General features: G+C 61.3%; 19 protein-coding genes. 8 read left to right on the forward strand and 11 right to left on the reverse strand.

From position 1 onward, the window contains the following. The first annotated feature begins 14 nt into the window (after nucleotides 1-14). The gene (gene secF, locus KF827_RS05830) at nucleotides 15-974 is read left to right on the forward strand and encodes a protein translocase subunit SecF (protein WP_291001752.1); all 960 of its coding nucleotides are present in this window, start codon (nucleotides 15-17) and stop codon (nucleotides 972-974) included. A 37-nt stretch (nucleotides 975-1,011) separates the two neighbouring features. Further along, nucleotides 1,012-1,386 (forward strand): Mth938-like domain-containing protein, encoded by a 375-nt coding sequence (locus tag KF827_RS05835; protein WP_291001754.1) that lies wholly within the window; start codon nucleotides 1,012-1,014, stop codon nucleotides 1,384-1,386. A gap of 64 nt (nucleotides 1,387-1,450) precedes the next feature. Here the strand turns inward: KF827_RS05835 and KF827_RS05840 are convergent, their stop codons facing one another. Next, nucleotides 1,451-2,023 carry a urate hydroxylase PuuD gene (locus KF827_RS05840; RefSeq protein WP_291001758.1) on the reverse strand — a complete coding sequence of 191 codons (573 nt, stop codon included), beginning with the start codon at nucleotides 2,021-2,023 and terminating at the stop codon, nucleotides 1,451-1,453. A 124-nt stretch (nucleotides 2,024-2,147) separates the two neighbouring features. On the opposite strand from KF827_RS05840, the gene KF827_RS05845 reads away from it, so the two are divergent. The 3 genes from KF827_RS05845 (at nucleotide 2,148) to KF827_RS05855 (ending at nucleotide 7,483) form a co-directional block, all read left to right on the forward strand. Further along, the gene (locus tag KF827_RS05845) at nucleotides 2,148-2,993 is read left to right on the forward strand and encodes a squalene/phytoene synthase family protein (protein ID WP_291001761.1); all 846 of its coding nucleotides are present in this window, start codon (nucleotides 2,148-2,150) and stop codon (nucleotides 2,991-2,993) included. A 247-nt stretch (nucleotides 2,994-3,240) separates the two neighbouring features. Then, nucleotides 3,241-5,022 carry a PAS domain S-box protein gene (locus KF827_RS05850; protein ID WP_291001764.1) on the forward strand — a complete coding sequence of 594 codons (1,782 nt, stop codon included), beginning with the start codon at nucleotides 3,241-3,243 and terminating at the stop codon, nucleotides 5,020-5,022. A gap of 16 nt (nucleotides 5,023-5,038) precedes the next feature. Continuing rightward, the gene (locus KF827_RS05855) at nucleotides 5,039-7,483 is read left to right on the forward strand and encodes an EAL domain-containing protein (protein WP_291001767.1); all 2,445 of its coding nucleotides are present in this window, start codon (nucleotides 5,039-5,041) and stop codon (nucleotides 7,481-7,483) included. Nucleotides 7,484-7,491: 8 nt separating this feature from the next. On the opposite strand, the gene KF827_RS05860 is transcribed toward KF827_RS05855, so the two are convergent. Together KF827_RS05860 and KF827_RS05865 are read right to left on the reverse strand one after the other, a co-directional pair. Continuing rightward, the gene (locus KF827_RS05860; RefSeq protein ID WP_291001772.1) at nucleotides 7,492-8,001 is read right to left on the reverse strand and encodes a hypothetical protein; all 510 of its coding nucleotides are present in this window, start codon (nucleotides 7,999-8,001) and stop codon (nucleotides 7,492-7,494) included. A 129-nt stretch (nucleotides 8,002-8,130) separates the two neighbouring features. Then, nucleotides 8,131-10,155, reverse strand: a complete 2,025-nt coding sequence (locus KF827_RS05865) for a PhoX family phosphatase (RefSeq protein WP_291001775.1) — start codon at nucleotides 10,153-10,155, stop codon at nucleotides 8,131-8,133. A gap of 236 nt (nucleotides 10,156-10,391) precedes the next feature. Between KF827_RS05865 and KF827_RS05870 the strand changes: the two genes are divergently transcribed. Further along, the gene (locus KF827_RS05870; protein ID WP_291001778.1) at nucleotides 10,392-12,224 is read left to right on the forward strand and encodes a methyl-accepting chemotaxis protein; all 1,833 of its coding nucleotides are present in this window, start codon (nucleotides 10,392-10,394) and stop codon (nucleotides 12,222-12,224) included. A 171-nt stretch (nucleotides 12,225-12,395) separates the two neighbouring features. Beyond that, nucleotides 12,396-13,496 carry a TRAP transporter substrate-binding protein gene (locus KF827_RS05875; RefSeq protein WP_291001781.1) on the forward strand — a complete coding sequence of 367 codons (1,101 nt, stop codon included), beginning with the start codon at nucleotides 12,396-12,398 and terminating at the stop codon, nucleotides 13,494-13,496. Between the two features lie 77 nt (nucleotides 13,497-13,573). Here KF827_RS05875 and KF827_RS05880 read toward each other — a convergent pair whose 3' ends face one another. The 8 genes from KF827_RS05880 to KF827_RS05915 all read right to left on the reverse strand — a co-directional run bounded on the left by KF827_RS05880 (nucleotide 13,574) and on the right by KF827_RS05915 (nucleotide 22,703). Next, the gene (locus KF827_RS05880) at nucleotides 13,574-14,968 is read right to left on the reverse strand and encodes a TRAP transporter large permease subunit (RefSeq protein ID WP_367273122.1); all 1,395 of its coding nucleotides are present in this window, start codon (nucleotides 14,966-14,968) and stop codon (nucleotides 13,574-13,576) included. Between the two features lie 2 nt (nucleotides 14,969-14,970). Further along, on the reverse strand, nucleotides 14,971-15,519 hold the full coding sequence (locus KF827_RS05885) for a TRAP transporter small permease subunit (protein ID WP_291001784.1): 549 nt from the start codon (nucleotides 15,517-15,519) through the stop codon (nucleotides 14,971-14,973). A 282-nt stretch (nucleotides 15,520-15,801) separates the two neighbouring features. After that, on the reverse strand, nucleotides 15,802-16,593 hold the full coding sequence (locus tag KF827_RS05890; protein WP_291001787.1) for an arginyltransferase: 792 nt from the start codon (nucleotides 16,591-16,593) through the stop codon (nucleotides 15,802-15,804). A gap of 119 nt (nucleotides 16,594-16,712) precedes the next feature. Next, complete coding sequence (locus KF827_RS05895; protein ID WP_291001790.1) at nucleotides 16,713-17,204, reverse strand: RDD family protein; 492 nt, start codon at nucleotides 17,202-17,204, stop codon at nucleotides 16,713-16,715. An 8-nt stretch (nucleotides 17,205-17,212) separates the two neighbouring features. Beyond that, the gene (locus tag KF827_RS05900; protein ID WP_291001793.1) at nucleotides 17,213-18,394 is read right to left on the reverse strand and encodes a flagellar motor protein MotB; all 1,182 of its coding nucleotides are present in this window, start codon (nucleotides 18,392-18,394) and stop codon (nucleotides 17,213-17,215) included. 18 nt (nucleotides 18,395-18,412) lie between these two features. Next, nucleotides 18,413-19,273 (reverse strand): flagellar motor stator protein MotA, encoded by an 861-nt coding sequence (gene motA, locus KF827_RS05905; protein ID WP_291001796.1) that lies wholly within the window; start codon nucleotides 19,271-19,273, stop codon nucleotides 18,413-18,415. A gap of 200 nt (nucleotides 19,274-19,473) precedes the next feature. Then, the gene (locus KF827_RS05910) at nucleotides 19,474-21,918 is read right to left on the reverse strand and encodes a penicillin acylase family protein (RefSeq protein WP_291001799.1); all 2,445 of its coding nucleotides are present in this window, start codon (nucleotides 21,916-21,918) and stop codon (nucleotides 19,474-19,476) included. 203 nt (nucleotides 21,919-22,121) lie between these two features. Beyond that, nucleotides 22,122-22,703, reverse strand: a complete 582-nt coding sequence (locus KF827_RS05915; protein WP_291001804.1) for a hypothetical protein — start codon at nucleotides 22,701-22,703, stop codon at nucleotides 22,122-22,124. A 214-nt stretch (nucleotides 22,704-22,917) separates the two neighbouring features. Between KF827_RS05915 and KF827_RS05920 the strand changes: the two genes are divergently transcribed. Beyond that, nucleotides 22,918-23,799: an NAD(P)-dependent oxidoreductase gene (locus KF827_RS05920; protein ID WP_291001807.1), complete on the forward strand. Its 882-nt coding sequence runs from the start codon at nucleotides 22,918-22,920 to the stop codon at nucleotides 23,797-23,799. Nucleotides 23,800-23,890 lie beyond the last annotated feature (91 nt).

The raw sequence follows: 23,890 nt of genomic DNA on the forward strand, positions 1-23,890 counted from the left end.
GCGGAGAATAGGCCATGTATAAACTCCGCCTCGTTCCCGATAACACGAACTTCCAGTTCATGAAGGGCCGCATCATCGGCCTGGCCGTGTCGGCTTTCCTCAGCGTGGTTTCGATCATCCTGTTCTTCCATCCCGGAATGAATTACGGCATCGACTTCCGTGGCGGCCTGGTGATCGAGGCGCGTCTGCCGCAGGATGCCGATTTCCCGGCCTTGCGCGACATGATGCATAGCCTGGACCTGGGCCAGGTGGCGTTGCAGGAATTCGGCTCCAAGCAGGATGTGCTGATCCGTATCGGCCGTCAGGAAGGCGACGATGCCGCTGCCCAGCGCGCTGCCGATAAGGTGCGCGCCGCGTTGAACCAGGCTTATCCAGGCGCTGAGTTGCGCCGCGTGGAGGCGGTGGGCGCGTCGGTGTCCGACGAATTGTTCCGCGATGGCATGCTGGCCATGGGCTTGGCGGTGCTGGCCATGCTGGCCTATATCTGGTTCCGCTTCGAATGGCAGTTCGGTGTCGGTGCCGTAGCCACGCTTTTGCTCGACGTGACCAAAACCGTGGGCTTTTACGTCATCACCGATATCCAGTTCAATCTGGTGGCCATCGCCGCGATTCTCACCATCATGGGATTCTCGGTGAACGACAAGGTGGTGGTTTATGATCGCGTGCGCGAGAATCTGCGCAAGTACAAAACCATGCCGTTGCGCCAGTTGATCGATCGCAGCATCAACGAAACTTTGAACCGCACCATCAACACCTCGATCACGGTGTTCCTGTCCACGCTGCCGCTGGCCTTGTTCGGCGGCGAGGCGGTGGAGGGCTTTGCCATCGTGCTGCTGTTCGGCATCGTGCTGGCCACGTCGTCGTCGATCTTCATCGCCGCGCCGATCCTGCTGTTCCTGGGCGAGAACCGCCTGCGCCGTGGCACGGCGGAAGAGCAGGAAGCCGACGACAAGAAGAAACGCCCCGCCACCTGAGGCGGCCGCACCTGAACCCTTCGAAAGGAGGCCGGCCATGGATCTGTTGCCCCGCGCCGCGCCTGACCGCCAGACCATCGCTGCCTATGGCGATGGGGGCTTTCGGATTTCCGGCGTGCATTGGCGCCAGCCCATGCTGGTAATGCCCTGGCTGAGCCAGCCTTGGGCAGTGAACGCCCTGGCTGATGCCGCGATTGCCAATCTAGAGCCTCTGCTGGATCAGCAGCCTGCCGTGGAGTTGCTGCTGGTGGGCTGCGGCACCAGCGTGGCCGCCTTGCCTAAGGGGCTGCGCGCGGACTTGAAAGCCCATGGCATCGCCTTGGAACCGATGGATACCGGCGCGGCCTGCCGCACATATAATCTGCTGATGCTGGAAAGCCGCCGCGTGGCGGCTGCCTTGTTGCCGGTCTGAGTTTCTACACGGCATGAAAAAGCCGCCGGGTTTGCGCCCGGCGGCTTTTTTTGTTGGATGCGGCTTAGCCGATATTCTGCTGCGCCACCATGCAATACAGCATCGGCAGCGACAGCACGAAGTTGGTGCGCGAGGCCAGCATGGCGATGCGAGCGGATTTCGGCTTGGCAGCATCTTCTGCCGGCACGATGCCCAGCGCGATCTTCTGGTTCGGCCAGATGATGAACCAGACATTGAAGGCCATGAACAGGCCCAGCCACATGCCAACGCCGATGGTGCGGCTGCCAGCCTTCAGCATGAAGGCATCATGGCCATAGCCGTTGAGCACAGACAGCACCAGGCCGGTGACAACCGTGGCCAGCGCGGCCCAGCGGAACCAGAACAGCGCTTCCGGCGCGATGAACTTGCCCACGGCGGGCTTCAGTTCGTTGGGGATTTTCGGCATGGTCGGGATCTGCACGAAGTTGAAATACCAGAGCAGGCCGATCCACAGCACGCCGGACAGCACATGCAGCCAGCGGATGATGAAGGTGAGGAAGGCGCGGTCGGCGGTGCCATGCAGCACCAGGAATGCCACCACCACCAGGGCTACTCCAAGGCCGAGCGCCTTGTAGAGGTTTTCAAGCAGTTTAGCCATGTCAGGCTCCTTGTCGCGTTGTCGCGGTTTTTGCTGGTTATATATTCTGCAGACGAATCAAGCGCTGGCAGGCTAGCATAAATTATTGTAGCGACAAGATATCTTCGATTTGAGGACGTTAAGCATGTCTCACTCCGTGCCGGATGAATGCGCGGAAAATTGCCGGCGCCACGATCCCGATCGCTGGCTTACAGCGCTGTTTGCCCCCGATGCCCGGCGGCCGGCGCTGCTGGCGCTGTATGCTTTCAATCTGGAAATCGCGCGGACTGCAGAGCAGGTAAGCGAACCCATGCTGGGCGCGATCCGCCTGCAATGGTGGCGGGAAACCCTGGAGGGTATCCGTGCCGGAAAGGCCAGGCGCCATCCCGTGGCCGAGGCATTGCAGGCTGCGGGCGCCGCGCAATGGTCGGAAGCCGATTTCAACAGCCTGATCGATGCCCGTGAGCGCGATCTGGACCCCGAACCGATGGCCGATATGGCCGCCTTGCTGCGCTATGCCGAAGCCAGCTCGGCGCCCTTGCTGCGGTTGGCCGCCGCAGCGATTGGCGCACCGCTGGACCAGGAAACCAGCCGCTATGCCGGCCAGGCCTACGCGCTGATCGGTCTGCTGCGCGCGGTGCCGTTTCATGCCGCGCAGGAGCGGGTGCTGATACCGGCCACATTGCTGCGCGAGCAGGGGCTGGACCCTGAGGCGGTGTATCGGCAGGAACTGGGCCCGCAGGCTTTCGCCGCCTTCCGCCAAGTGGGGCTCGAGGCCCAGCGGCTGCTTACCATGGTTCGGCGGCGGCCGGTCGCGCGGGCGCAATTACCCGTGCTGCTGCCGCTTACCCTGGCCGCGCGGCATCTGCGCCGATTGCAGGCCGCTGGCTATGATCCAAGGCTTTTGCCATCATCGGATGGCGAAGCCGCCGGAGCGGATGTCGGACGCTATTTCGCGCTGCTATGGGCGGCGCTGCGTGGCCGGATTTAAGTTTTCCAAGAATTATCTTTCAGGTTGTAAATGCGCCTTGATGGCGCCTGTAGGCATTTGTTTTTCAACGATTAAATTGAATAAGGTAGAGTTTTGAATAGAAAGTGATTTTACATTTACAGCGTTTGAGTGGTAGCCTGATACGTGTTTATCACCTTTGCCCGATGCTGATAGCTTAAATTCTATCTATTGGTGTTTCTTCGGATAGCCTGCCGATAGACGGGCGTCCAGGCCCTGGGAGGTCAGAATGACCGTTTCGGAATCATCCGGCATGGCTTTCGATACACCATCGCTTGCCGATTCGTTGCGCATGATGATCGAGGCCGCGCCCAATCCGATGGTGATGATCGGCGCCGATGGCGTCATCGTGCTGATCAACAGCCAGGCGGAACGGGCCTTCGGCTATACGCGCCAGGAATTGCTTGGCCGCCCCGTGGAAATTCTGGTGCCGGAGGAATTCCGGCCCAATCATCCACACCACCGCAAGGGTTTCTTCGCTACGCCGCAGCCGCGCCCGATGGGCCTGGGCCGCGATCTTCATGGTCGCCGCAAGGATGGCAGCACCTTTCCTGTCGAGATCGGTTTGACGCCCATCGAGGCCGATGGCGTGCGCTATGTGCTGTCTTCCATCATCGACCTGACGCTCTGGAAAAAACAGGAAGAGCGTTTCCGCCTTGTGGTTGAGGCCGCGCCCAATGCCATGGTGATGGTGAATAATCGCGGCCTGATCGAGATGGTGAACACCCAGGCGGAAAACGTGTTCGGTTATCCGCGCGAAGAGATGATCGGCCAGCCCATCGAGATATTGGTGCCGCAGCGTTTCCATGCCCACCATCCCGATTACCGCAATGCCTATTTCAGCAACAGCACACCGCGTTTCATGGGGGTGGGGCGCGATTTGTATGGCCGCCGCAAGGACGGCAGCGAATTCCCGGTCGAGATCGGCCTCAATCCGATCGAGACCGATGAAGGCGTGATGGTGCTGTCTGCCATCGTGGATATTTCCGACCGCAAGCAGAAGGAAAAGCGCCTGCGTCTTGTGGTTGAGGCAGCGCCCAATGCCATGGTGATGGTGAATAATCGCGGCCTGATCGAAATGGTGAACACCCAGGCGGAAAACGTGTTCGGCTATCCGCGCGAGGAGATGATCGGCCAGCCCATCGAAATGCTGGTGCCGCAGCGCCTGCGCGAACACCACCCTGCCTACCGCAATGCCTATTTCAACGACACCACGCCGCGACCGATGGGAGCAGGGCGCGATTTGTATGGTCGCCGGAAGGACGGCAGCGAATTCCCGGTCGAGATCGGCCTCAATCCCATCGAGACCGAAGAGGGCATGATGGTGCTGTCTGCCATCGTGGATATTTCCGACCGCAAGCAGAAAGAAGAACGCATCGCCGCCAGCCTGAAGGAAAAGGAGTTGATGCTCGGCGAGATTCACCATCGCGTGAAAAACAATCTGCAATTCATCCGCAGCCTTATCGATCTGCAGGCCTCCAAGATCGAGGATGAGGGCGTGCGCGCCATGCTGACCGATTGCAAAAACCGCATCAACTCGATGGCGCTTGTGCATAACCTGCTTTACCAGTCGAAGGATTTTTCTCTGATCGATTTCCAGCAATTCATCCAGCAGGTGATCCACACCCTGAAGGCCAGTTTTGTGCTGAGCGACCGGCGGGTGGATCTGTTGGTTGATGCCGAACGCTTAAGCCTGCCGATCGATGTGGCGATTCCCTGCGGTTTGATTGTGAACGAGCTGATCGCCAATTCATTCAAGCATGCCTTCCCCGAAGGCCGCGGCGGCCGCATTACCGTACAGGCCGGCCTTGCCGAGAAGACGGATGCCGAGGGCAAAAATGTCGTGATCTCGGTGAGCGACGACGGCATCGGCATTCCCGAGGACAAGGATGTAACCAGCGGCGACACGCTGGGTCTCACATTGGTTTATCTGTTGACCGATCAGATCGGCGGGGCATTGGCCGTGAATCGCGCCAATCCGACGCGCTTCGAATTGCGTTTCTCGATCTGACGATAGGAGGAAAGCCATGCGCGCCGCACGTGTTGCCGTTGTGGAAGATGAGCGGGTTGTAGCCTATCACCTGAGCCAGCAATTGAAGCGCATGGGCTACACCATCGCTTTCATGGCATCCTCGGGTAAGCAGGTGCTGGAACGCATGGCGGAGCAGCAGCCCGATGTGATCCTGATGGATATCAGCATCGATGGCGATATGGACGGCATCGAAACGGTATCGCGCTTTGCACCCGACAGCATGATTCCGGTGATCTATCTGACCGCCTATTCGGAAGAGGAAACGCTCAGCCGCGCGCGCCAGACCAAGCCGTTCGGCTACCTGTTGAAGCCGTTTTCCGAGCGCGAGCTGCATGCCACCATCCAGATGGCGATGGAGCGCAAGGATGTAGAGATTTCGCTGCGTGAAAGCCGCGAACATCTGAACCTTGCGCTGGATGCCGCCGGCATGTCGCCTTGGGAGTTCAGCCTGCAGGAACGCCGCTTGCGGATTTCCGGGGCGGATCGCATCGAATTGTCGGCATTGGCCGAGAATGACGATGGCGACCTGGATATCCAGGCTGTGATGCACATGGTGCCGCGCGAGGATCGCCGCATGCTGCATACCAATTTCCTTGGCGATACGGCTGCCGACAAGGTTGCAGGACTGGATTTCCGGCGCCGTACCCAGGATGGCAAGGTGCAATGGCTGCGCGCCCAGGGCCGGCGGCGGCGCAGCGATGGCATGGGCGACAAGATCGTTGGCGTGATCCGCGATGTAACCGCCACCAAGGCCGAGGAAGAACGGCGCCGCCAGGCCGCAACGATCTTCGAAGCCACCCGCGAAGGATTGTTGATCCTGGACAAGGATTTTCGCGTGGTGACGGCCAATCCAGGCTATCAGGAAATGACCGGCTACAGCGAGGAGGATTTGCTCGGCAAGCGCCCGGCCGTGCTGGATAGCCTGGCCGTGGATGAGGATACCCAGGTGCGCATCGTCGACTCATTGCTGGAAACCGGGCAATGGCGCGGCGATCTGCATACGCGTGGCAAGGATGGCGGGGTGATCTACCTGTTCGCCAACATCATCGCGTTGAAAAGCGAAGCAGGGCAGGCGGCGCATTACGTGGTGGCCTGTTCCGATCTCACCGCGATCCGCAAAGCCGAGAAGGATCTGCAATACCTGGCGCATTTCGACCGCCTGACCGGCCTGCCGAACCGCGCCCTTGCCACCGACCGCCTGGAACATGCCATCACCCGTTGCCGGCGCGAGCGCCATAAACTGGCCCTGCTGTTCATCGACCTGGATGATTTCAAGCGCATCAACGACACATTGGGCCACCGTGCCGGCGACGAGGTGCTGAAACTGGCCGCTGAGCGCATGCGCAAGCAGATACGCAACATGGATACCGTCGCGCGCTTTGCCGGCGACGAATTCATGGTGATCCTGGAGCGGATCGACGAAGTGGAGAATGCCGCTGCCGTGGCGCGCAAACTGATCGGTGCGCTGGCCAAGCCGATGCTGATAGAAGGGCGCAATATCAGTATTGGTGCCAGCATCGGTATCGGCATTTACCCCAGCGACGGCCAGGACCAGGACACGCTGATCCAGGCCGCCGATACGGCGATGTATGCCGCCAAGAATGCCGGCCGGAACGGCTTCACATTCTATAGCGCGCAGATGACCGAACAGGTGCGCAACGTGATGCTGCGCGAACAGGAATTACGCGAGGCGCTGCGCAGCAATCAACTACGCCTGCATTTCCAACCGCAAATCCGGTTGAGCGACACTGCCATCGAAGGCGTGGAAGCCTTGATCCGCTGGCAGCATCCGGAAAAGGGTTTGCTGGCGGCAGGTGATGTGATCCCGATTGCCGAGCGTAGCGAATTGATCGTGGATATCGGCGAATGGGTGTTGATGGAAGCCTGCCGGCAGATTGCCGAATGGCAGGCCATGGGCTTGCCGCGTTTCCGCGTGGCGGTGAATGCTTCGGCCGTGCAGATGCGGGATGGCCGCCTGCTGCGGGCCATCGATGCCGCGATCAAAACCCATGGCATCGCGCCAGGCATTCTGGAAATCGAGATCACCGAAAGCGTATCGCAGGACGACCCCGACAGCATCGCAACCCTTATCGCCTTGCAGCGTATGGGAGTGAGCGTATCAATAGATGATTTCGGAGTGGGCTATTCCTGCTTGTCGTCGCTGAAAAAGCTGCCGATCCAGCGCCTCAAGATAGACCGCGCCTTCATCAAGGGCCTGCCGGAAGACCGCAACGATGTGATGATCGCAGAGACCATCATCGCCATTGCCCACCGGCTGAATCTGGATGTGGTGGCGGAAGGGATCGAAACCGCCGAGCAGGCGGATTTCCTGCGCCGCAATAATTGCGAAGTAGCGCAGGGCTTCCATTATTCGCGGCCGCTGCCGGCCGATGCGGTGGTGGCTTTCGTGCGGAATTGGCCCGGCGGCGTGGCGTCGTAACCGCCGCTTCAGGCTTCCTCGATCTGGGTTTTTTCCACGGCTTTGCGCAGGGTTGCCAGCATTTCCTTCTCGGTCTCGCCGCCGGCGCCGGTCACGCCCTGGGCCAACACCAGATACAGCGCATCGATATGGATCGAAATCACCTGGAATTGCTGGGTGTTGGGCAGGCCGATCTTATTGATGAAATGCTGCAGCGATTTGGCCAACGCGCTGAGCAGCGGAAAGCCGAACGTGCCGCCCATGCCTTTCACGTCGAAAGCCAGATCGGCGATGTTGGACATGATGAAGATGCGTTGGAATTCGTCTTCCTCGGCTTCCCGCACCAGGGCGCGCATGGCGCGCAGCTTGCCCAGCACATCCTTCGAGAAGGTGTCGGTACTTTGGGCAATGGCGGTTTCGATACGCGACCGCACCTCATCATTGATGTTGAGGTCGAGGCCGGTCTTAAAGTTGACCGCCTTTTGCCGCAAGGCCTGAGAGGCCTTGATGAAAACGGGTTTTTCCTTGCGAGCACGCATGCGCTGGGATTGCTTACGGTCTGATGTCTATCAATTTCCTATATATATCCCGATTTCGCTCAAAAGTAAGGCCCCTGATGCGGCGGGAAGCCGGCATCAGGGGCCTTGTTATCTACAAATAATGGCCGTTTAGCTGCCTAAAACGCCGCCGCCGCGCTTGGTGATGGCAATCACCGAGGGCCTGGGAGGCATCTTCTCGTTGAAATCGGGCCAGCGGGTGGCAGGGTCTTCAAAGGTTGAGCCCTTGCCCGATTGGGTGAATTTCTCGCCGCCATCGGCGGCCGGATGCTGCACGGCGACGAACAGGGTGCGATCGTCAGGCGCGAAGGTGGGGCCGCAAATCTCGGCGCCCACCGGGTTGCGGTAGAACATCTTGGACAGACCGCGCTGTGGGCCCTCGGTTTCCACCGCCCAGATACCGTCGGCGGTGCCGCTGGCCTTGGCCCAGGCCTCGCCCTGATCGGTGCCGACCCAGAAACGCCCTTGGCTGTCGAAAACCGCATTGTCGGGGCAGGCGAACCAGCCATTGGCACTGGTGCCGGCATGGTACTTGCCGGCCACTTTGGGATCGTTCGGATCCCCGGCTTGCAACAGCAGGCTCCAGGCGAAGCGGCTGGCGGCATGGTCGTTACCGGTCGGCACCATCTCCACGATCTGGCCCCATTCATTGGCGGCGCGGGTATTGGCGGCATCCAGTTGGTCGGCCTTGCGGCGGCTGTTGTTGGTCATGATCGCATAGACCTTGCCGGTCTTGGGATTCACCTCGATCTCCTCGGGCCGATCCATCTTGGTGGCGCCCAGCAGATCGGCGGCGCGGCGCGCCTCGATCAGCACATCGGCCTGGCTCTCGAAGCCGTTGGCGACGGTAAGCGGCCCCTGTCCATGCAGCAGCGGCAGCCATTCGCCGCTGCCATCGGCATTGTAGCGCGCCACATACAGCGTGCCGCTATCCAGCAGATTCATGTTGGCGGCGCGGTTGGCGGGATCGAACCGGCCTGCGCTGACGAAGCGATAGACATACTCAAACCGCTCGTCATCGCCGGTATAAACCACCACGCGGTTATCGGCCGCCAGCGTAACCGTGGCGCCTTCATGCTTGAAGCGGCCGAGCGCCGTGCGCTTCTTCGGCGTGGCGGTGGGATCGTAGGGATCGAGTTCCACCACCCAGCCGAAGCGGTTCGGCTCGTTGGGTTCCTTGGCGATGTCGAAGCGATCGACATACTTGCCCCAGGCATACCAATTGTCTGGCACGCCATAGCGCTTGTGATTGCGCGCTTCGGCACTCTCGGTATCCAGCTTGCCCCAGAAATAGCCGTGGAAATTCTCCTCGCCGGAAAGCACCGTGCCCCAGGGCGTGACGCCGCCGGCGCAATTATTCAGCGTGCCGATCACGCTGCGGCCGCCGGGATCGGCCTTGGTGCGCAGGCGCGGATGGCCGGCCACCGGGCCGGTCACGTCGCAAAGCGAGCCGATGCCGTCGATGCGGCGGTTATACTTGCCGCGCAGCACCTGCCATTTGCCGGCGGGGTTTTTCTGAATCTCCACCACGCTGAGGCCATGGGCGGCCATTTCGATGGCCACCAGATCGGCGGTCATGCCGGCGAATGCCGCTTCCTTGGTATCCTGGCGGCCGAGGCCGGGGAACATCAGTTCCTCGTTGGTATATTCGTGATTCACGAAAAGCAGGCCGTGATTGCCGTTATTGGAACCCAGCGGCAGCGGCATGAATGCGGTGTAATCGTTGTTGTAGCCGAATTGTTTGCGCTGCGCTTCGGCGCTCTGGTTATAGGGATCGAATGCCGGAGCATCCGCGGACACCGGGTCGCCCCAGCGGATCACCACATCCACATCATAGCCTTCCGCCACATGATGGGTGCGATCCACGCCATGGCTGATTTCCTTGAAGTGAAAGCGGCTGGGGGTTTCGGCGGCGGCAGGCAGGCTATTGCCGGCAGCGGCAAGCCCCGTGCCGGCGGCAGCGAGAGCGGTGCCGGCCAACAGGCCTTTCAACACATCGCGGCGGCCATAGCGGCGCGCGATAACGCTGGCGATGGTGTCGTTGCTGCTGGGATTGATGCCGGCATCCTGCGAGGCCTCGTAGGCCTGGGCGCGGGAAACACCTGGAGGAAGCTGGCGAGACGGATCATGCGACATGGCTGCTAACCTTAAAAGCTGGGGCGGAACCGGTAGGCTTTAGGCGACGGACCCTAGCCAAAGCGCACGACACTCCGATGACAGATCGGTTGCATCGGCATGACAGCTATTCGCTTGCCTGGATTAGACCAATGTAGAATCCGACAGGCCGATGCAACCTTGGCTGAAAGCTGGGTGGCTGCTTATAATTCCTAGAAACGGCAGCAATATGCCGTGTGGGGAAGGGGGGATCGGGGATGTTTGCAACTCTACCGGCCGGGCTGCGCTGCGTTTATCCAGCAACACTGATCGTTACGGCTGCGGCGCTGCTGCTTTGGCAGGGTGGAACCACCATGGCAGGCATCGGCTTTGCGCTGGCGGCTGCGCTGGCTCTGCCATGCCTGCTCGGCAACCTGCGGGCCGAAGCCGGCTTGCGCACGGAGGCAGACGTGCAGATGCAAATGGAGCGCAGCCGGGCCGAGACGGAACGACAGGGTTTGTTGGCCGAACTGGCTGCGGCGCGCCAGGCCGCAGACCAGGTGCGGCAACAAAGTGCGCAGGACAGCAGCGAGCTTTCCGGCTTATGCGAAGCCATAGCCGATGGGGTGCTGGATCGTCGCGCTGCCTCGCAAGCCGAACTGGCGGCGCATTTCAATGCCATGGCCGATACGCTGGACCAGGTGGTGGGCGAATTGCGCCAGGCCTTCGACCGCATGGCGGAAGGGGATCTCTCGCAACCGATGGAATACAGCCAGGGCGGCGCCTTCGGAGCCATGCGCGATGGCTTCGATCAGGCCATGCACCGGCTGGGCGAGGTGATCGGCACCATCCTGCAGGCGGCCAACCAGATTTCCGCCGCCACGGTCAGCCTCACACGCGAGGCCGGCAGCCTGGCCCAAAGCGCCGAGGCGCAATCGGATTCCTTGAGCCATACGGCGGCCGATGCGCAAAGCCTGAATGAGGCCGCCATGGCCAATGCCGATGCCGCCAAGCGCGCCAGCCGGCAAGCCAGCGAAACCCGCGCCACCGCCGAAGCCGGCGTGAAGGTGGTCAGCCGATCGATAGCGGCGATGAATGAAATGGCCGAGATGTCGCAACGGATTTCCGAGATCACCACGCTGATCAACGAAATCGCCTTCCAGACCAATCTGCTGGCGCTGAATGCCAGCGTGGAAGCGGCGCGGGCCGGCGAGGCCGGCAAGGGCTTTGCCGTGGTGGCGCAGGAGGTGCGTGCGTTGGCCCAGCGCTCGGCCAGCGCATCGCGCGATATCGGCGCGATCATCAAGCAATCGGGCGACACCGTGCGGTCTGGCGTCGGCCTGGTTTCGGAAACCGGTACGGTGCTGCAACAGATTGCCGGCGCCATCGACAGCATGGGCCAGCAGTTGGAAGATATCGAACGCGCCTCGGGCGACCAGCTAGCCCGCGCCCAGGGCGTGAGCCGCACCATCGTAGAAATGGATCAGGCCACACGCGGCTATCTTGCCGTGGTGCAGCGTAACAAGCAGTCGATCCAGGATATCGACGCCCAGGTAGCCAGCCTGGCAGCGCAAACCGCTTTTATCACCACCCCGGACGACCGCCCCTTCGTGCAGGCTGCCCTGGAGGCGGCAGGGCGGATCGAGGCTTTGTTCGAGGCGGCCATCGCGCGCGGCGAGATGCGGCTGGACGATTTCTTCGATGACAGCTACCGCCCGGTGCCCGGCAGTAACCCGCAGCAATTCCTCACCCGTTTCGTGGCCTTCACCGATGCCAACCTGCCGGGCATACAGGAACCGGTGCTTGCCTCGAACGCCGCCATCGCCTTCTGCGCGGCGGTGGACCGCAATGGCTATTTGCCCACCCATAACCTGAAATACAGCCAGCCTCAGGGCAATGATCCGGTTTGGAACGCTGCCAATTGCCGCAACCGCCGCATCTTCAACGATCCGGTGGGGCTGGCCTGCGGCCAGAGCACCAAAACCTATCTGCTGCAATGCTATCGCCGCGACATGGGCGGCGGCAATTTCGTGCTGATGAAAGATGCATCGGCGCCGATACGCATACAGGGGCGCCATTGGGGCGGGTTCCGCATCGGATTCAAAGTGTGATTTTCAGGCAGGGTTAAAAATCAGCCAGTTTCAAGTTCCCGTGAAACCTTGAAAAAAGCTGTAAAAACCGGGACTTGGATTGAATGAGGCTTGCCTCTGTTCGGCAAAGTTGCCAAAATCCGGCCAACGTCAACGTGTAGCGTTGACTTCACTTGGGAGGATATCCAAACAATGAAACGTCGTCTTTTTCTGAAGGGCGCCGCCCTGGCTGGTGTTGCCGGCGCTGCCACTTCTGCCGCTTTCCCGACTCCCGCCCTGTCGCAGGGCCGCCTGCAGTGGCGCATGGTCACCACCTGGCCGAAGAATTTCCCCGGCCTGGGCGTGGGCGCTGAGCGTCTGGCCAAGCGCATCAACGACATGTCGGATGGCCGCCTGACCGTGCGCGTGTTCGCCGCTGGCGAACTGGTGCCGGCGTTGCAGGCGCTGGATGCCGTGATCCAGGGCTCGGCCGAAATGAGCCATGGCGCTGCCTATTACTGGCAGGGCAAGAATCGCGGCCTGTCGTTCTTCACCGGCGTGCCCTACGGCATGACCTCGCGCGAACTCGCCGCCTGGGTGCGCTTCATGGGCGGCCAGCAGATCTGGGACGAGATCTACGACAAGTTCGGCGTGAAGGGCTTCCTGTCGGGCGATACCGGCACTCAGGCCGGTGGCTGGTTCCGCAAGGAACTGACCGGCGTGGCCGACATCAAGGGCCTGAAGTTCCGCACGCCTGGCCTGGGCGGCCAGACCTGGGAAAAGCTGGGCGCCACCGTGGTGAACCTCGCCGCCGGCGAAATCTTCCAGGCCCTGCAATCGGGCGCCCTGGATGCCGCCGAGTTCGTGGGGCCGTATAACGACCTTGCGCTGGGCTTCCACCAGATCGCCAAGAACTACTACTTCCCGAGCTTCATCGAGCCGGGTCTGGCCACCGAGGCCGTGGTGAACAAGAGCAAGTTCGCCGCGCTGCCGAAGGACCTGCAGGCGATCGTCGAGAATGCCTGCCAGGCCGAATACGACCACACCGCTTCCGACTTCTATGCCAACGATCCGGTGGCCCTGAAGACCCTGGTGGAAAAGCATGGCGTGAAGGCCCTGCAATTCCCCGAGGAAATCCTCAAGGCCGGCGCCGACGCGGCGAAGGAAGTGATCACCGCCGTGCGCAACAGCGACGATCCGCTGACCAAGAAGACCGCCGAGAGCTTTGTCGCCTCGCTGGAAATCCTGCGCACCCGTACCCGCGGCACCGACAGCCCGTTCCTGGTCGCCCGCGAGAAGTACTTCAAGCTCTAAACCTCTGCCGCAAGGCAAAAGAGAAGGGCCCGTCTTACGACGGGCCCTTTTTTATTGTGTGCGGTTATGGCCGCTGGTTATTTGCCGAAGATCACTTTCGGCAGCCAGGTGGCCAGTTCCGGGAAGGTATAGAGCGCAGCCATCGCTACCACCTGCAGCGCCACGAAAGGAATGATACCCTTGTAGATCTGGCTGGTCTTGATGCTGGCGGGTGCAACGCCGCGCAGATAGAACAGCGAGAAGCCGAAGGGCGGCGTGAGGAAACTGGTTTGCAGGTTCACGCCCACCATAACGCCCAGCCAAACCGGATCGACATCCATCGCCAGCAGGATCGGCGCGGTGATCGGGATCACGATGAAAATGATCTCGAACGTGTCGAGGATGAAGCCAAGCACGAACATCAGCGCCATCACGAAGATGACCGCGCCGAGCTGACCGCCGGGCAGGCTCTTGAGCAATTCCTCCACCAGCGCGTCGCCGCCCATCATGCGGAACACGATGGAGAATACCGAAGCGCCGAAGATGATGATGAACACCATCGAGGTGATTTCGGCTGTCGAGCGAGCGGAATGCCGCAGCACATCCAGGCTAAGGCGACCGCGCATGGCCGCCATCACCGTAGAGCCGATGGCGCCCACCGAGGCCGCCTCGGTGGCTGTGGCAATACCGGCCAGGATGCTGCCCAGCACGGCTACGATCAGCACCAGCGGCGGGATCAGCGCCACTGCCACATCGCGCCCCAGGGTGCGGCGTTCTTCCGCCGTCACTTCAAGGGCAGGGCAGCTTTTGGGATCGGTGATCGCCTTGAAGATCACCCAGCCGGCATAAAGCGCCACGAGCAGCAGGCCGGGCAGGAAGGCGCCGGCGAACAGGTCGCCCACCGAAACCACCTGCGGCGCGAAATTGCCCTTGGCCATCTGCACCTGGGCATTCATGCCGGCAAGCATGTCGCCCATGAAGATCAGGATGGTGGAGGGCGGGATGATCTGCCCCAGCGTGCCGGATGCGCAGATAACGCCGGTGGCCAGCTTGGGATCGTAACCCGCACGCATCATGGCCGGCAGGCTGAGCAGACCCATGGTGACCACGGTAGCGCCCACCACGCCGGTGGAAGCGGCAAGCAATGCGCCCACCAGCACCACGGAGAGGCCGAGGCCGCCGCGCAGGGTGCCGAAGAGACGGCCCATGGTGGTGAGAAGCTGTTCGGCAATCTTCGAGCTTTCCAGCATCACGCCCATGAAGATGAATAGCGGCACGGCCACCAGCACTTCATTGGTCATGCTGCCGACATAGCGGCTGGCGATGGCGCCGAAATTCGAAGGATCGAATGCGCCGAAGGCCCAGCCGACCACCGCGAAGATCAGCGACGTGCCGGCCAGCGAGAAGGCGACCGGGTAGCCCAGCATGAGCACGCCGATGATGCCGAAGAACATCAGTACGGCGAGAATTTCGCCGATGAATACGCTATCCACGATCAGCCCTCCACCTTGTAGCGGAGGTCTTCAGGCAGCAAATCCTCCTTGTCGGCCAGAACCAGCAAAGACCGCATCGCTATGGCCAGCCCCTGGAGCGCGATCACCGCAGCAAAAACCAGGATGAAGGATTTCAGGACATACAGGCCATGCAAGCCACCGGCATTGCTGGATTGCTCGGCGATGCTCCACGAGCTCATCACATAGTTCCAGCTGTAATAGGTCACCACCCAGGCGAAGGGCAGCAGGAACACGAAGGTGCCGATCAGGTCGATGATCGCTTTCCGCCGGACCGTAGCCGGGCGATAGAAGATATCGACGCGGACATGGCCTTCACGCAGCAGCACATACCCGGCGATGCCGGTGAACATGATGCCGTTCATCCAGACATACAGATCCTGCAGCCAGACGAAGCCGGTGTTTAAGAAATAGCGCAGCACCACCACGGAGAAGCAAACCAGCACAATGCCCAGCGAGAGCCAGGAGAAGGTTTTGCCGATCGCCGTGTTGAACGCGCTGATGGTCCTGACCGCCAGTGCGAGAGCTTTCACAGTGTTTTCCTTCCATTGTCGCCGCCAGCCATTGGCAGACGAGTGGAGCCAAATCGGTAAACAGGCACTTTGGGGGAAGGGAACTGCAAATCCCGCCTACAGGGCAATATGTCCTGGTGGCAGGATCCATACTGGTGTTGTTTGCAAGCGCGGCGAATACCTCGCCACATTGCCTCCCCCTCACGGTTTACCCGTTCTTTGGGCGGTTTAATAACCCCATAGTGTCCTCGACACCACGCCCAGGGGCACAAAAATTATTGGTTATGCGTTGGTTATGCGATTTCAGGGCAGGGTGAATTGCGGCGACAGCCCTAACGATTGTTCGTATTTTGGGCTGTTTTCGGATTGGCCATGCGGCGGCGCCAGGAACCAGCCGCTGGGGGTAAGCATTTCCAGCGGGCGGAATTTCGCCTTGTAGGCCATCTTGCCGCTATTGGCGATCCAATACCCCAAATAAAGGTAGGCCCGACCGGTCTCGCGGGCCTGTTCGATATGCCACAGGATGATCAGGCTGCCGGGGCTGCTGCGCTCGAAATCGGGATCGAAAAAGCTGTAGACCAGGGAAATGCCGTCGCTCATCTCGTCGGTCAGGCAGACCCCAAGCAGGCGGCCATCGGCAAAGCGGAATTCGGTCAGGCCGGTGCGCACCGGGCTGTCCTCCACCATGGCACGGTAATCGGCGAATTCCATGTCGGCCATGCCGCCGCCCTCATGCCGGGCGGTCACATAGCGGCGAAACACCATGTAATGCTCGCGGGTGGCATAGGCCGGCAATTGCCGGGTGACGATATCGCCGCGCCGGCGCCAGAGTCGCTTTTGGCTGTCGCTGGGCTGGAAATCGGCGACCGGCACCCGCACCGGTATGCAGGCATTGCAATTCTCGCAGGCCGGCCGGTAGGCCAAATCCTGGCTGCGGCGAAAACCGGCCTGGCTGAGCGCGTTGTGCAGCCCATCGGGATCGTCGCCGGCCAGCAGGGTCACCACCTTGCGCTCCATCAGCCCCGGCAGGTAGGGGCAGGGCGTGGGAGGCGTGGCAAAGAAATGCCGCAGCGGGATTTGCAATCGGTGTTTCACATGAAAACCTTAGCGCAAGTCATCGCCGGAATGACAGGGGAAAACTCAATCTTGTCGATCACGGCCAGTGATCAGGCCAGTGACCAGGGCAGTGACCAGGGCAGTAATCAGGCCTGTGATCACGAACTGCGGCGCAGCACCAGGGTGCCGCAGATGATGTCGTGCAGGCAGCGCCCCTTGTTGTGGAACAACGGCACCACCAGGATCAGGCCGCCGGTGATGCCGATGGAGAAATAAAACACAATGGTGTGCAGCAGGGCCTGCAGGTAACCCGGGCGGCCGCCATGCCAGACCCGCACTTCCAGGCCGAACATACGCATGCCGATGGTGGCCGAGGCCGGGCCGCCGATGGTGAGGGTGTGATAGGCAATCGGCACGAAGGCAGCCAGGGCCAGCAGCGGTCCGTAAAGCAGCCCGAAACTGAGCAGGCCGATCAGGCCGCTGGCCAGGTGATACACGATGGCGATGCCGATCAGGATCAGCACATCCACGATATAGGCCATCGCACGGCGCGGCAGCACGCCCTCGAACAAGGCCGGATCGAAATTGGCATAGGGCGGCGTGCCTACGGAAAACGGCGCGGGGGAAAGCGGTGCGGGAGGCTCGGCCATGTCTGCCTTCAGCGGGCGGGGGTGATGCGGATGCCGCCACCATCGGCCGGGGCGCTGGTGCGGGTAGGACCGGTGAGGCCAGGCGGCGGCGGCGGCGCGGGCGGCGGAACCAGGCCGCGCTGCGGCAGCGAGCCGCCACGATTGGTGCCGCCTCCGCCATTGGTACCGCCGGCTCCTGGGGTACCGTTGCTGCCATTGCCGGTATTGGCGACCTTGGCATCGCTCAGCACCATGATGGCGATGCGGCGGTTGCGGGCATCCAGCGGGTTATCCTTGATCAGCGGATCCTGATCGGCATTGCCGGTCACCTGGCGGATGCGGTCGGCCGGCACGCCGGCTTCGATCAACGCACGCCGGCTGGCATTGGCGCGGTCGGTGGACAATTCCCAATTGGAATAATTGCCGGCACCGCGGAAAGGCTGGGCGTCGGTATAGCCGCTGATCGCCAGTTTGTTGGGCAGCTTGGCCACGGCCTGCGCCACCTGCTGCATCAGCCGGCGGGTACGGTCGCTCATGCCCGAACTGCCCGAGGGGAACATCGAGGATTGTTCCTGGTCCACCAGCTGGATGCGGAAGCCTTCGGGCGTGGTGTCGAACACGATCTGCTTGGCCAGTTCCGACAATTGCGGATTGTCCTGGATCGCCTGCCGGATCGCCTGTTCGGTTTCCTGGAAGCTTTCGCGTTCCAGTTCCGCCACGCGTTCAGCGGCAGCCTGGGCATCGATCTGACCCTCGCGCATGAACTGGCCCGGGCCGGCGCCGGTATCGGTGCGATCAGGCGATTGCACGCCCTGCTGACCCGGAGCCGGCGGCGGCTGGCGCGCATCCTGGTATTTCTCATCGTATTGCGGCTGGTCGGGCTGATCGGTCTTTTCCGACGATGGCCCGACGATCATGGTGGGCAAGCCGAAGGAACTGATCTTGCCGCCATCCTCGATGATGGTGCGGCCGCCCATCACGCCGCCGGCACCGGAAAAGCTGCGGCTCACCGAAGCCGGGGAGAAATAATCCGCCACGCCCTTCTTCTGCTCGTCGGTGGTGACATTCAACAGCCACAGCAGCAGGAAGAACGCCATCATCGCGGTCACGAAGTCGGCATACGCAACCTTCCAGGCGCCGCCATGATGCCCATGGCCGCCTTTCTTGATCTTCTTGACGATGATTGGGCGTTCGCCTTCGGCGGCAGCCATGCCATCACCCTCCGGCGATTAAATCGCTTGCACCTTGCTGGTGGCCTCTTCCACTTCGTAGAAGCTCGGCCGCACACTCGACATCAGCGATTTGCGTGCGAATTCCACCGACACGGCAGGTGCATAGCCCTGTAGATGGGCCAGCAAGCCGGCCTTCACGCACATCAGATATTTGCTGTCATGCTCCTGGGTGGCCTTCAGCGCCGCCGCAATCGGCGACACGATGCCGTAGGAGAGCAGAATGCCGAGGAAGGTGCCCACCAGCGCGCCGCCGATCAGCTTGCCCAGCACTTCCGGCGGCTCGGAGATCGAGCCCATGGTTTTGATAACGCCGAGCACGGCGGCCACGATGCCGAGCGCGGGAAAGCTTTCGCCGAAGGCCGATACACCGGCCTGGGCCAGATGGTCTTCCTGATGATGCACTTCCAGTTCCATATCCATCAGCGATTCCATCTCATGCGGATTTTCGCTGCCCAAGGTCATCAGGCGCAGATAATCGCAGAGGAAGTCCATCGTGTGATGGTCGGCGGTGAATTTGGGAAACTGGTTGAACAGTTTGCTCTCTTCCGGCTTTTCGATATGCGCTTCCAGCGCCAGCATGCCTTTCGACTTGGCAAGCTTGAAAACCGAATAGAGCAGGGAGAGCAGTTCGAGGTAGTCGTCCTTGGTATGCTTGGGGCCCTTGAAGGCCTGCTTGAAACCGCCCAGAGCCGACTTCAGCACCGGCTTCGGATTGCCCACGATGAAGGCGCCCACGGCAGCACCGCCGATGATCACCAACTCGAAAGGCTGATACAGCACGGCCAACTTGCCGCCCATGGCCATATAGCCACCCAGCACGCAAGCAAGGCCGACGACTGTGCCGATAACGATCAGCATTCAGCAATTCCCCTCAAGACTACCGGCCCGGGTTGTCTGCCTCCGGATGCAGGCTCGCCCGGAAGCGATGCGGAGACAAACGAGTCGAAACCATGTTTCAAGTCGGTTTTATAATAGGTTCCGGGTAAACAGACTATTGAATTGATGGTGATTTTGCAGCCGGCCCGGCCCTGGCGCGGTTTTAGCCGCGGGCCGAATGTTCACTTTCCGGGCTGCAAAACCAGGGTTCCCAGCGCGCCGGCATCGATATCCGCCGCCTTGGTGGTCATCGGCAGGAACATCACTTCGGCCCAGATTGGTGCAAGATTGCGGAAATACGGCGAAAGCGGGTGGCCCGACTGGCCGGTGGAATGCGCGAAAATCGAGCGATTCAGGTCTGCCAGATCGTAGATCGCGCGCAGGCTGGCGGCGTGATTGTTGGCGTAGGGTTCCTTAGCATTGGCCATGTTGTTACGCCCCACATTCACGGTAAAGGTGTCGCCGGGGGTGGGCACCTGGGCCTCGAAGAACGGCCGCAACAGCGCCACGTTGCTGAATGGCCGATGGCTGGATTGGGCGAAATGCGCATCGCCCCAGCGCCAGCGCTGGGGATCGCGGCCATAGCGCGCACGGAGGTCGTCTAGCGCCAGATCCAGCGCTTCTGCGATCAAGGCGGCGCAGGTGGTGTTGGAATTCTGGCTGACGCTATCCTGGCACCAGCGGCCCTGGCCATCCTTGTTGGCCAGCACATTGCGTATGAAAAGCGGACGATGCCGCCACAGCCGCTCGAAATCGGCACCCAGATCATCGGCCAAGATCAGCCGTGTGAGTTCACGATACCAAGCCTGGAAAATCAGCGGCTCGGGGCGATTGACCGTCATGGCGCCATTCCAGTTGGCCACCAGGCTGTGCAGCGCCGGCAGGTCGCTGTTGCGCGGATCGGGCTTCGGCGGAGCCGCCAGCATCAGCGGCAGGATTTCCGCCGCCATCAGCGACAGCGTGTCGCCCTGGATCTGCTTGAAGCTTTCCACCGAATGCACATTGCGTTCGCGCAGCAACTGCTCGATGCGGATGGCGCGATAGGGCTCGGTCCATTCGCTGGTCAGGTAATGCGGATAGCTGTCGGGCACGATCTTATGATTGGCGGTCACGATCTGGCCGGAGGCCGGATTGTAGCTGCGCGGCAATTCATCGAAGGGGATGAAGCCAGACCAGTCATAACGTGCATCCCAGCCGGGCGAGGGGGCTAGGCCCTTGATGTCGTTCTCCGGCTTGCGGATCGGGATCAGGCCGGGCAGCAGCAGGCCGATATTCCCCTCTTTGTCGGCATAGACCATGTTCTGCTGCGGCGACACGTAGCGCCGGAAATTCTCGACGAAGCCATTCCAGTCACGCACGCTGTCCAGGCCGGTCAGGCTGTCGGCGGTGGCGTCCTCGTCGCGCAGCGCGGTCCAGGCAAAGCTGAGTGCATAGCCCGGTTCCATCAGGCGTGCCGCCACGCCGTGGGCATCGGAGATCACCGGGCCGTGGCGGGTTTCGCGCACGGTGATGACCACATCCGCCTGGCCCTTCACCTTCAGCACTTCCTCGTGACTGACGAAAGGCTTGCTGCCGTCCGGCGCGATATAGCGGGCGGGATCGGCGGGATCGATCTTCTCGATGAACAGATCCTGGGTATCCGGGCCGGTATTGGTGAAGCCCCAGGCAACATGGCCGTTATGGCCCAGCACCACGCCGGGCACGCCGGGCAATGTGGCGCCGATAGCCTCGCCGGAGGGCGAGGCCATATGCGCGAAATACCACAGCGAGGGCGTGGACAGGCCAAGATGCGGATCGTTGGCCAAGAGCGGTGCGCCGGTTACCGTATGCTTGCCATGCAGCACCCAGTTGTTGGAACCGATGCCCTCCGGCTTCGGCTCGGGCAACACGCGCATCAATTCGGATATATCCATCGCCTTGGCGACCTGGCGATACAGATCGCGCAGCGCACCGCCTTCTTCCAATCCGGCCAGGGCAACCGGCGCATCGCCGGGATAGGGCGGAAAGAATTCGCGCAATTGCTGGGCATTGAATTTGCGCGACAGGCCCAGGCGGGCGAGTTCGTTGCCCCAATTGCCGCTGAGATCCCAGGCCATCACCTTCAGCCAGCTCAGCGAGTCAACCGGGCTCCAGGGAGCCGGCTTCACGCCGAGGATCAGGAATTCAGGCGGCAGCGGGCCGCTCTGCTGAGCGAGAAAGGCATTCACGCCATCGGCATAGGCATCCAGCAGGGCGCGGGTTTCCGGCTTCAGGCCAGGCAGCGCTTTTTCAGCGGCTCGCCGCATGCCGAGCGTGCGCAGGAACTTGTCGTTATCCAATGCCGCCGGGCCGAATATTTCCGACAACCGCCCCGCGGCAACGTGACGGTTCACTTCCATCTGCCACAGGCGGTCCTGCGCATGGGCATAGCCGAGGCCGAAAGCGGTATCGTTGCGGTTCTGGCCGAAGATATGCGGCACCGCATTGCGGTCGCGCTGGATGCGTACCGGCTGGCCCAGGGATGTGCCGGTAAGGGCTACCTCGCCGCCATATTGCGGCAGGGAGGCGCGACCAACGAAATACGCAGCGCCGCCGGCAACACCGACGAGGAGCAGGAGAACCAGTAAGATACGAAAAATCCAGCGCATGGAATCCCGCGAGTTCAAATACGAGGCGGGAGACTGATTATCAGATTCCAGGGCGGAAATGCCTCAAAAAAGTATAAAAAACTTTGCGCTGGCGAAGAGCGGCGGATTTGATGAAAAGGCAATCGGAACAGACCGCAGACAAAAGCCTGCCTGGATTAAACCCATGGGCTGAATAACCGGGCCAGGTTAGGGTCAGGTTAGGGTCAGGCAACCGCGACTTGACGCGAGGAAAGCCCGCTGACCAGGGAATTGGCCGTGGCGCTGAAGGCAGCCAGGGCAGGGTTGCCGCCGGTGCCGCCGGACAGACCGATGCCAGACGAGCCGCCGCCAGACGAACCGGTGCCAGACACGGTGACGCTGCCGCCGCCACTGCCATTGCCGATCACGCCGATCGGGGCCGCCGCCGGATCCTGGCCCGCGCCGATGATGCGGGGCTCCTGGTCGGCTGCACCGTTATCACCAAAGCTGGTCTCGGGCAGATTGGCGGCATATTCCTTCACCACGCGCGGCGAGGGATATTGCCGCAGCACGTCGCCGGTTTCAGAATCGCGGTATTGCAGCAAGGTCAACCGCGTCGAGGAATCGAAGCGGATGAACGGGCTGAGATAATTGGCGACGAACTTCGGGGGACCATCATCTGCGTTGCCGCGGACGACAGTTGAAGACGCAGAAAAGCTGGACGCTTTTGCGCTGGAACTCTCGTTGTAACTCTCGCGGGCTTCACGCGCTACCGCGCCGCTACTGCCCGCGTTGGCGACCAAAGCGCCAATGCTATTCAGCGGCATTATGGGTTTCTCCCATGCGGAAACATAGCTTCTCTGTAACTGATATATGATAAATAAAAGGTTAATTCAAGCGCTAATTGTTTCTGTTTTCCCCGGATTACCCTTGGGAATGTTCCGAGTCGGAAAACCGGAGCTGTTGCCAAGCATTCTGCGCCATGCAACAGTATTATCAAAATGTAATATATCCATATAAAACACAATGTTAGGGGAAACCATGGCAAAGGTCGCATTCATCGGATTAGGCGTGATGGGTTACCCGATGGCCGGACATCTGGTGAAAGCCGGGCATAGCGTCACGGTTTGGAACCGCACTGCCGAGAAGGCTGGGAAATGGGCAGCGCAGCATGGCGGCACGGCCGCGGCATCGCCCAAAGAGGCCGCAATGGGGGCCGAATTCGTGATGGCCTGCGTTGGCAACGACGACGATCTCCGCTCGGTGGTTTATGGCGATACCGGCGCGTTTGCCGGCATGCAGAAGAATGCGGTTTTTGTTGACCACACAACGGCTTCCGCAGATGTGGCGCGCGAGCTTTACGCCAAAGCCAAGGCGGCTGGTTTGGGCTTTGTGGATGCCCCGGTTTCAGGTGGCCAGGCCGGTGCCGAAAACGGCCAGCTTACCATCATGTGCGGCGGTGAAGCCGAGGTCTACGAGCGCGTAAAACCGGTGATCCAATCCTATGCCAAGATGCAGGCCCTGCTGGGCGAGGCCGGCGCCGGACAACTGACCAAGATGGTCAATCAGATTTGCATCGCCGGTCTGGTCCAAGGCCTCTCGGAAGCCCTGGCATTCGGCCGGGCTGCCGGCCTTGATATCGTGAAGGTTGTAGAGGTGATTTCCAAGGGAGCCGCCCAATCCTGGCAGATGGATAATCGCCACAAGACCATGGCGGAAAGCAAATTCGAGTTCGGGTTTGCGGTTGATTGGATGCGCAAGGATCTGGGTATCTGCCTGGCCGAGGCGCGCCGCAACGGCGCTTCGCTGCCGGTGACCGCCGCCGTTGATCAGTATTATGCCGAAGTGCAGCAGATGGGCGGCGGCCGCTGGGATACCTCCAGCCTGATCGCGCGCCTGGAGGCCAAAAAGACCAAGCGCTGAGGGGCGCTTGATCGGCGCTTAAGCCACATTGTATCCACACAAGATTCCGGTTTGCAGGAACCGGCGCGCGCGCTATATCCCCCACGCGCCG

This window comes from Ferrovibrio sp. (assembly GCF_019636075.1).
Classification (GTDB): Bacteria; Pseudomonadota; Alphaproteobacteria; order Ferrovibrionales; family Ferrovibrionaceae; genus Ferrovibrio.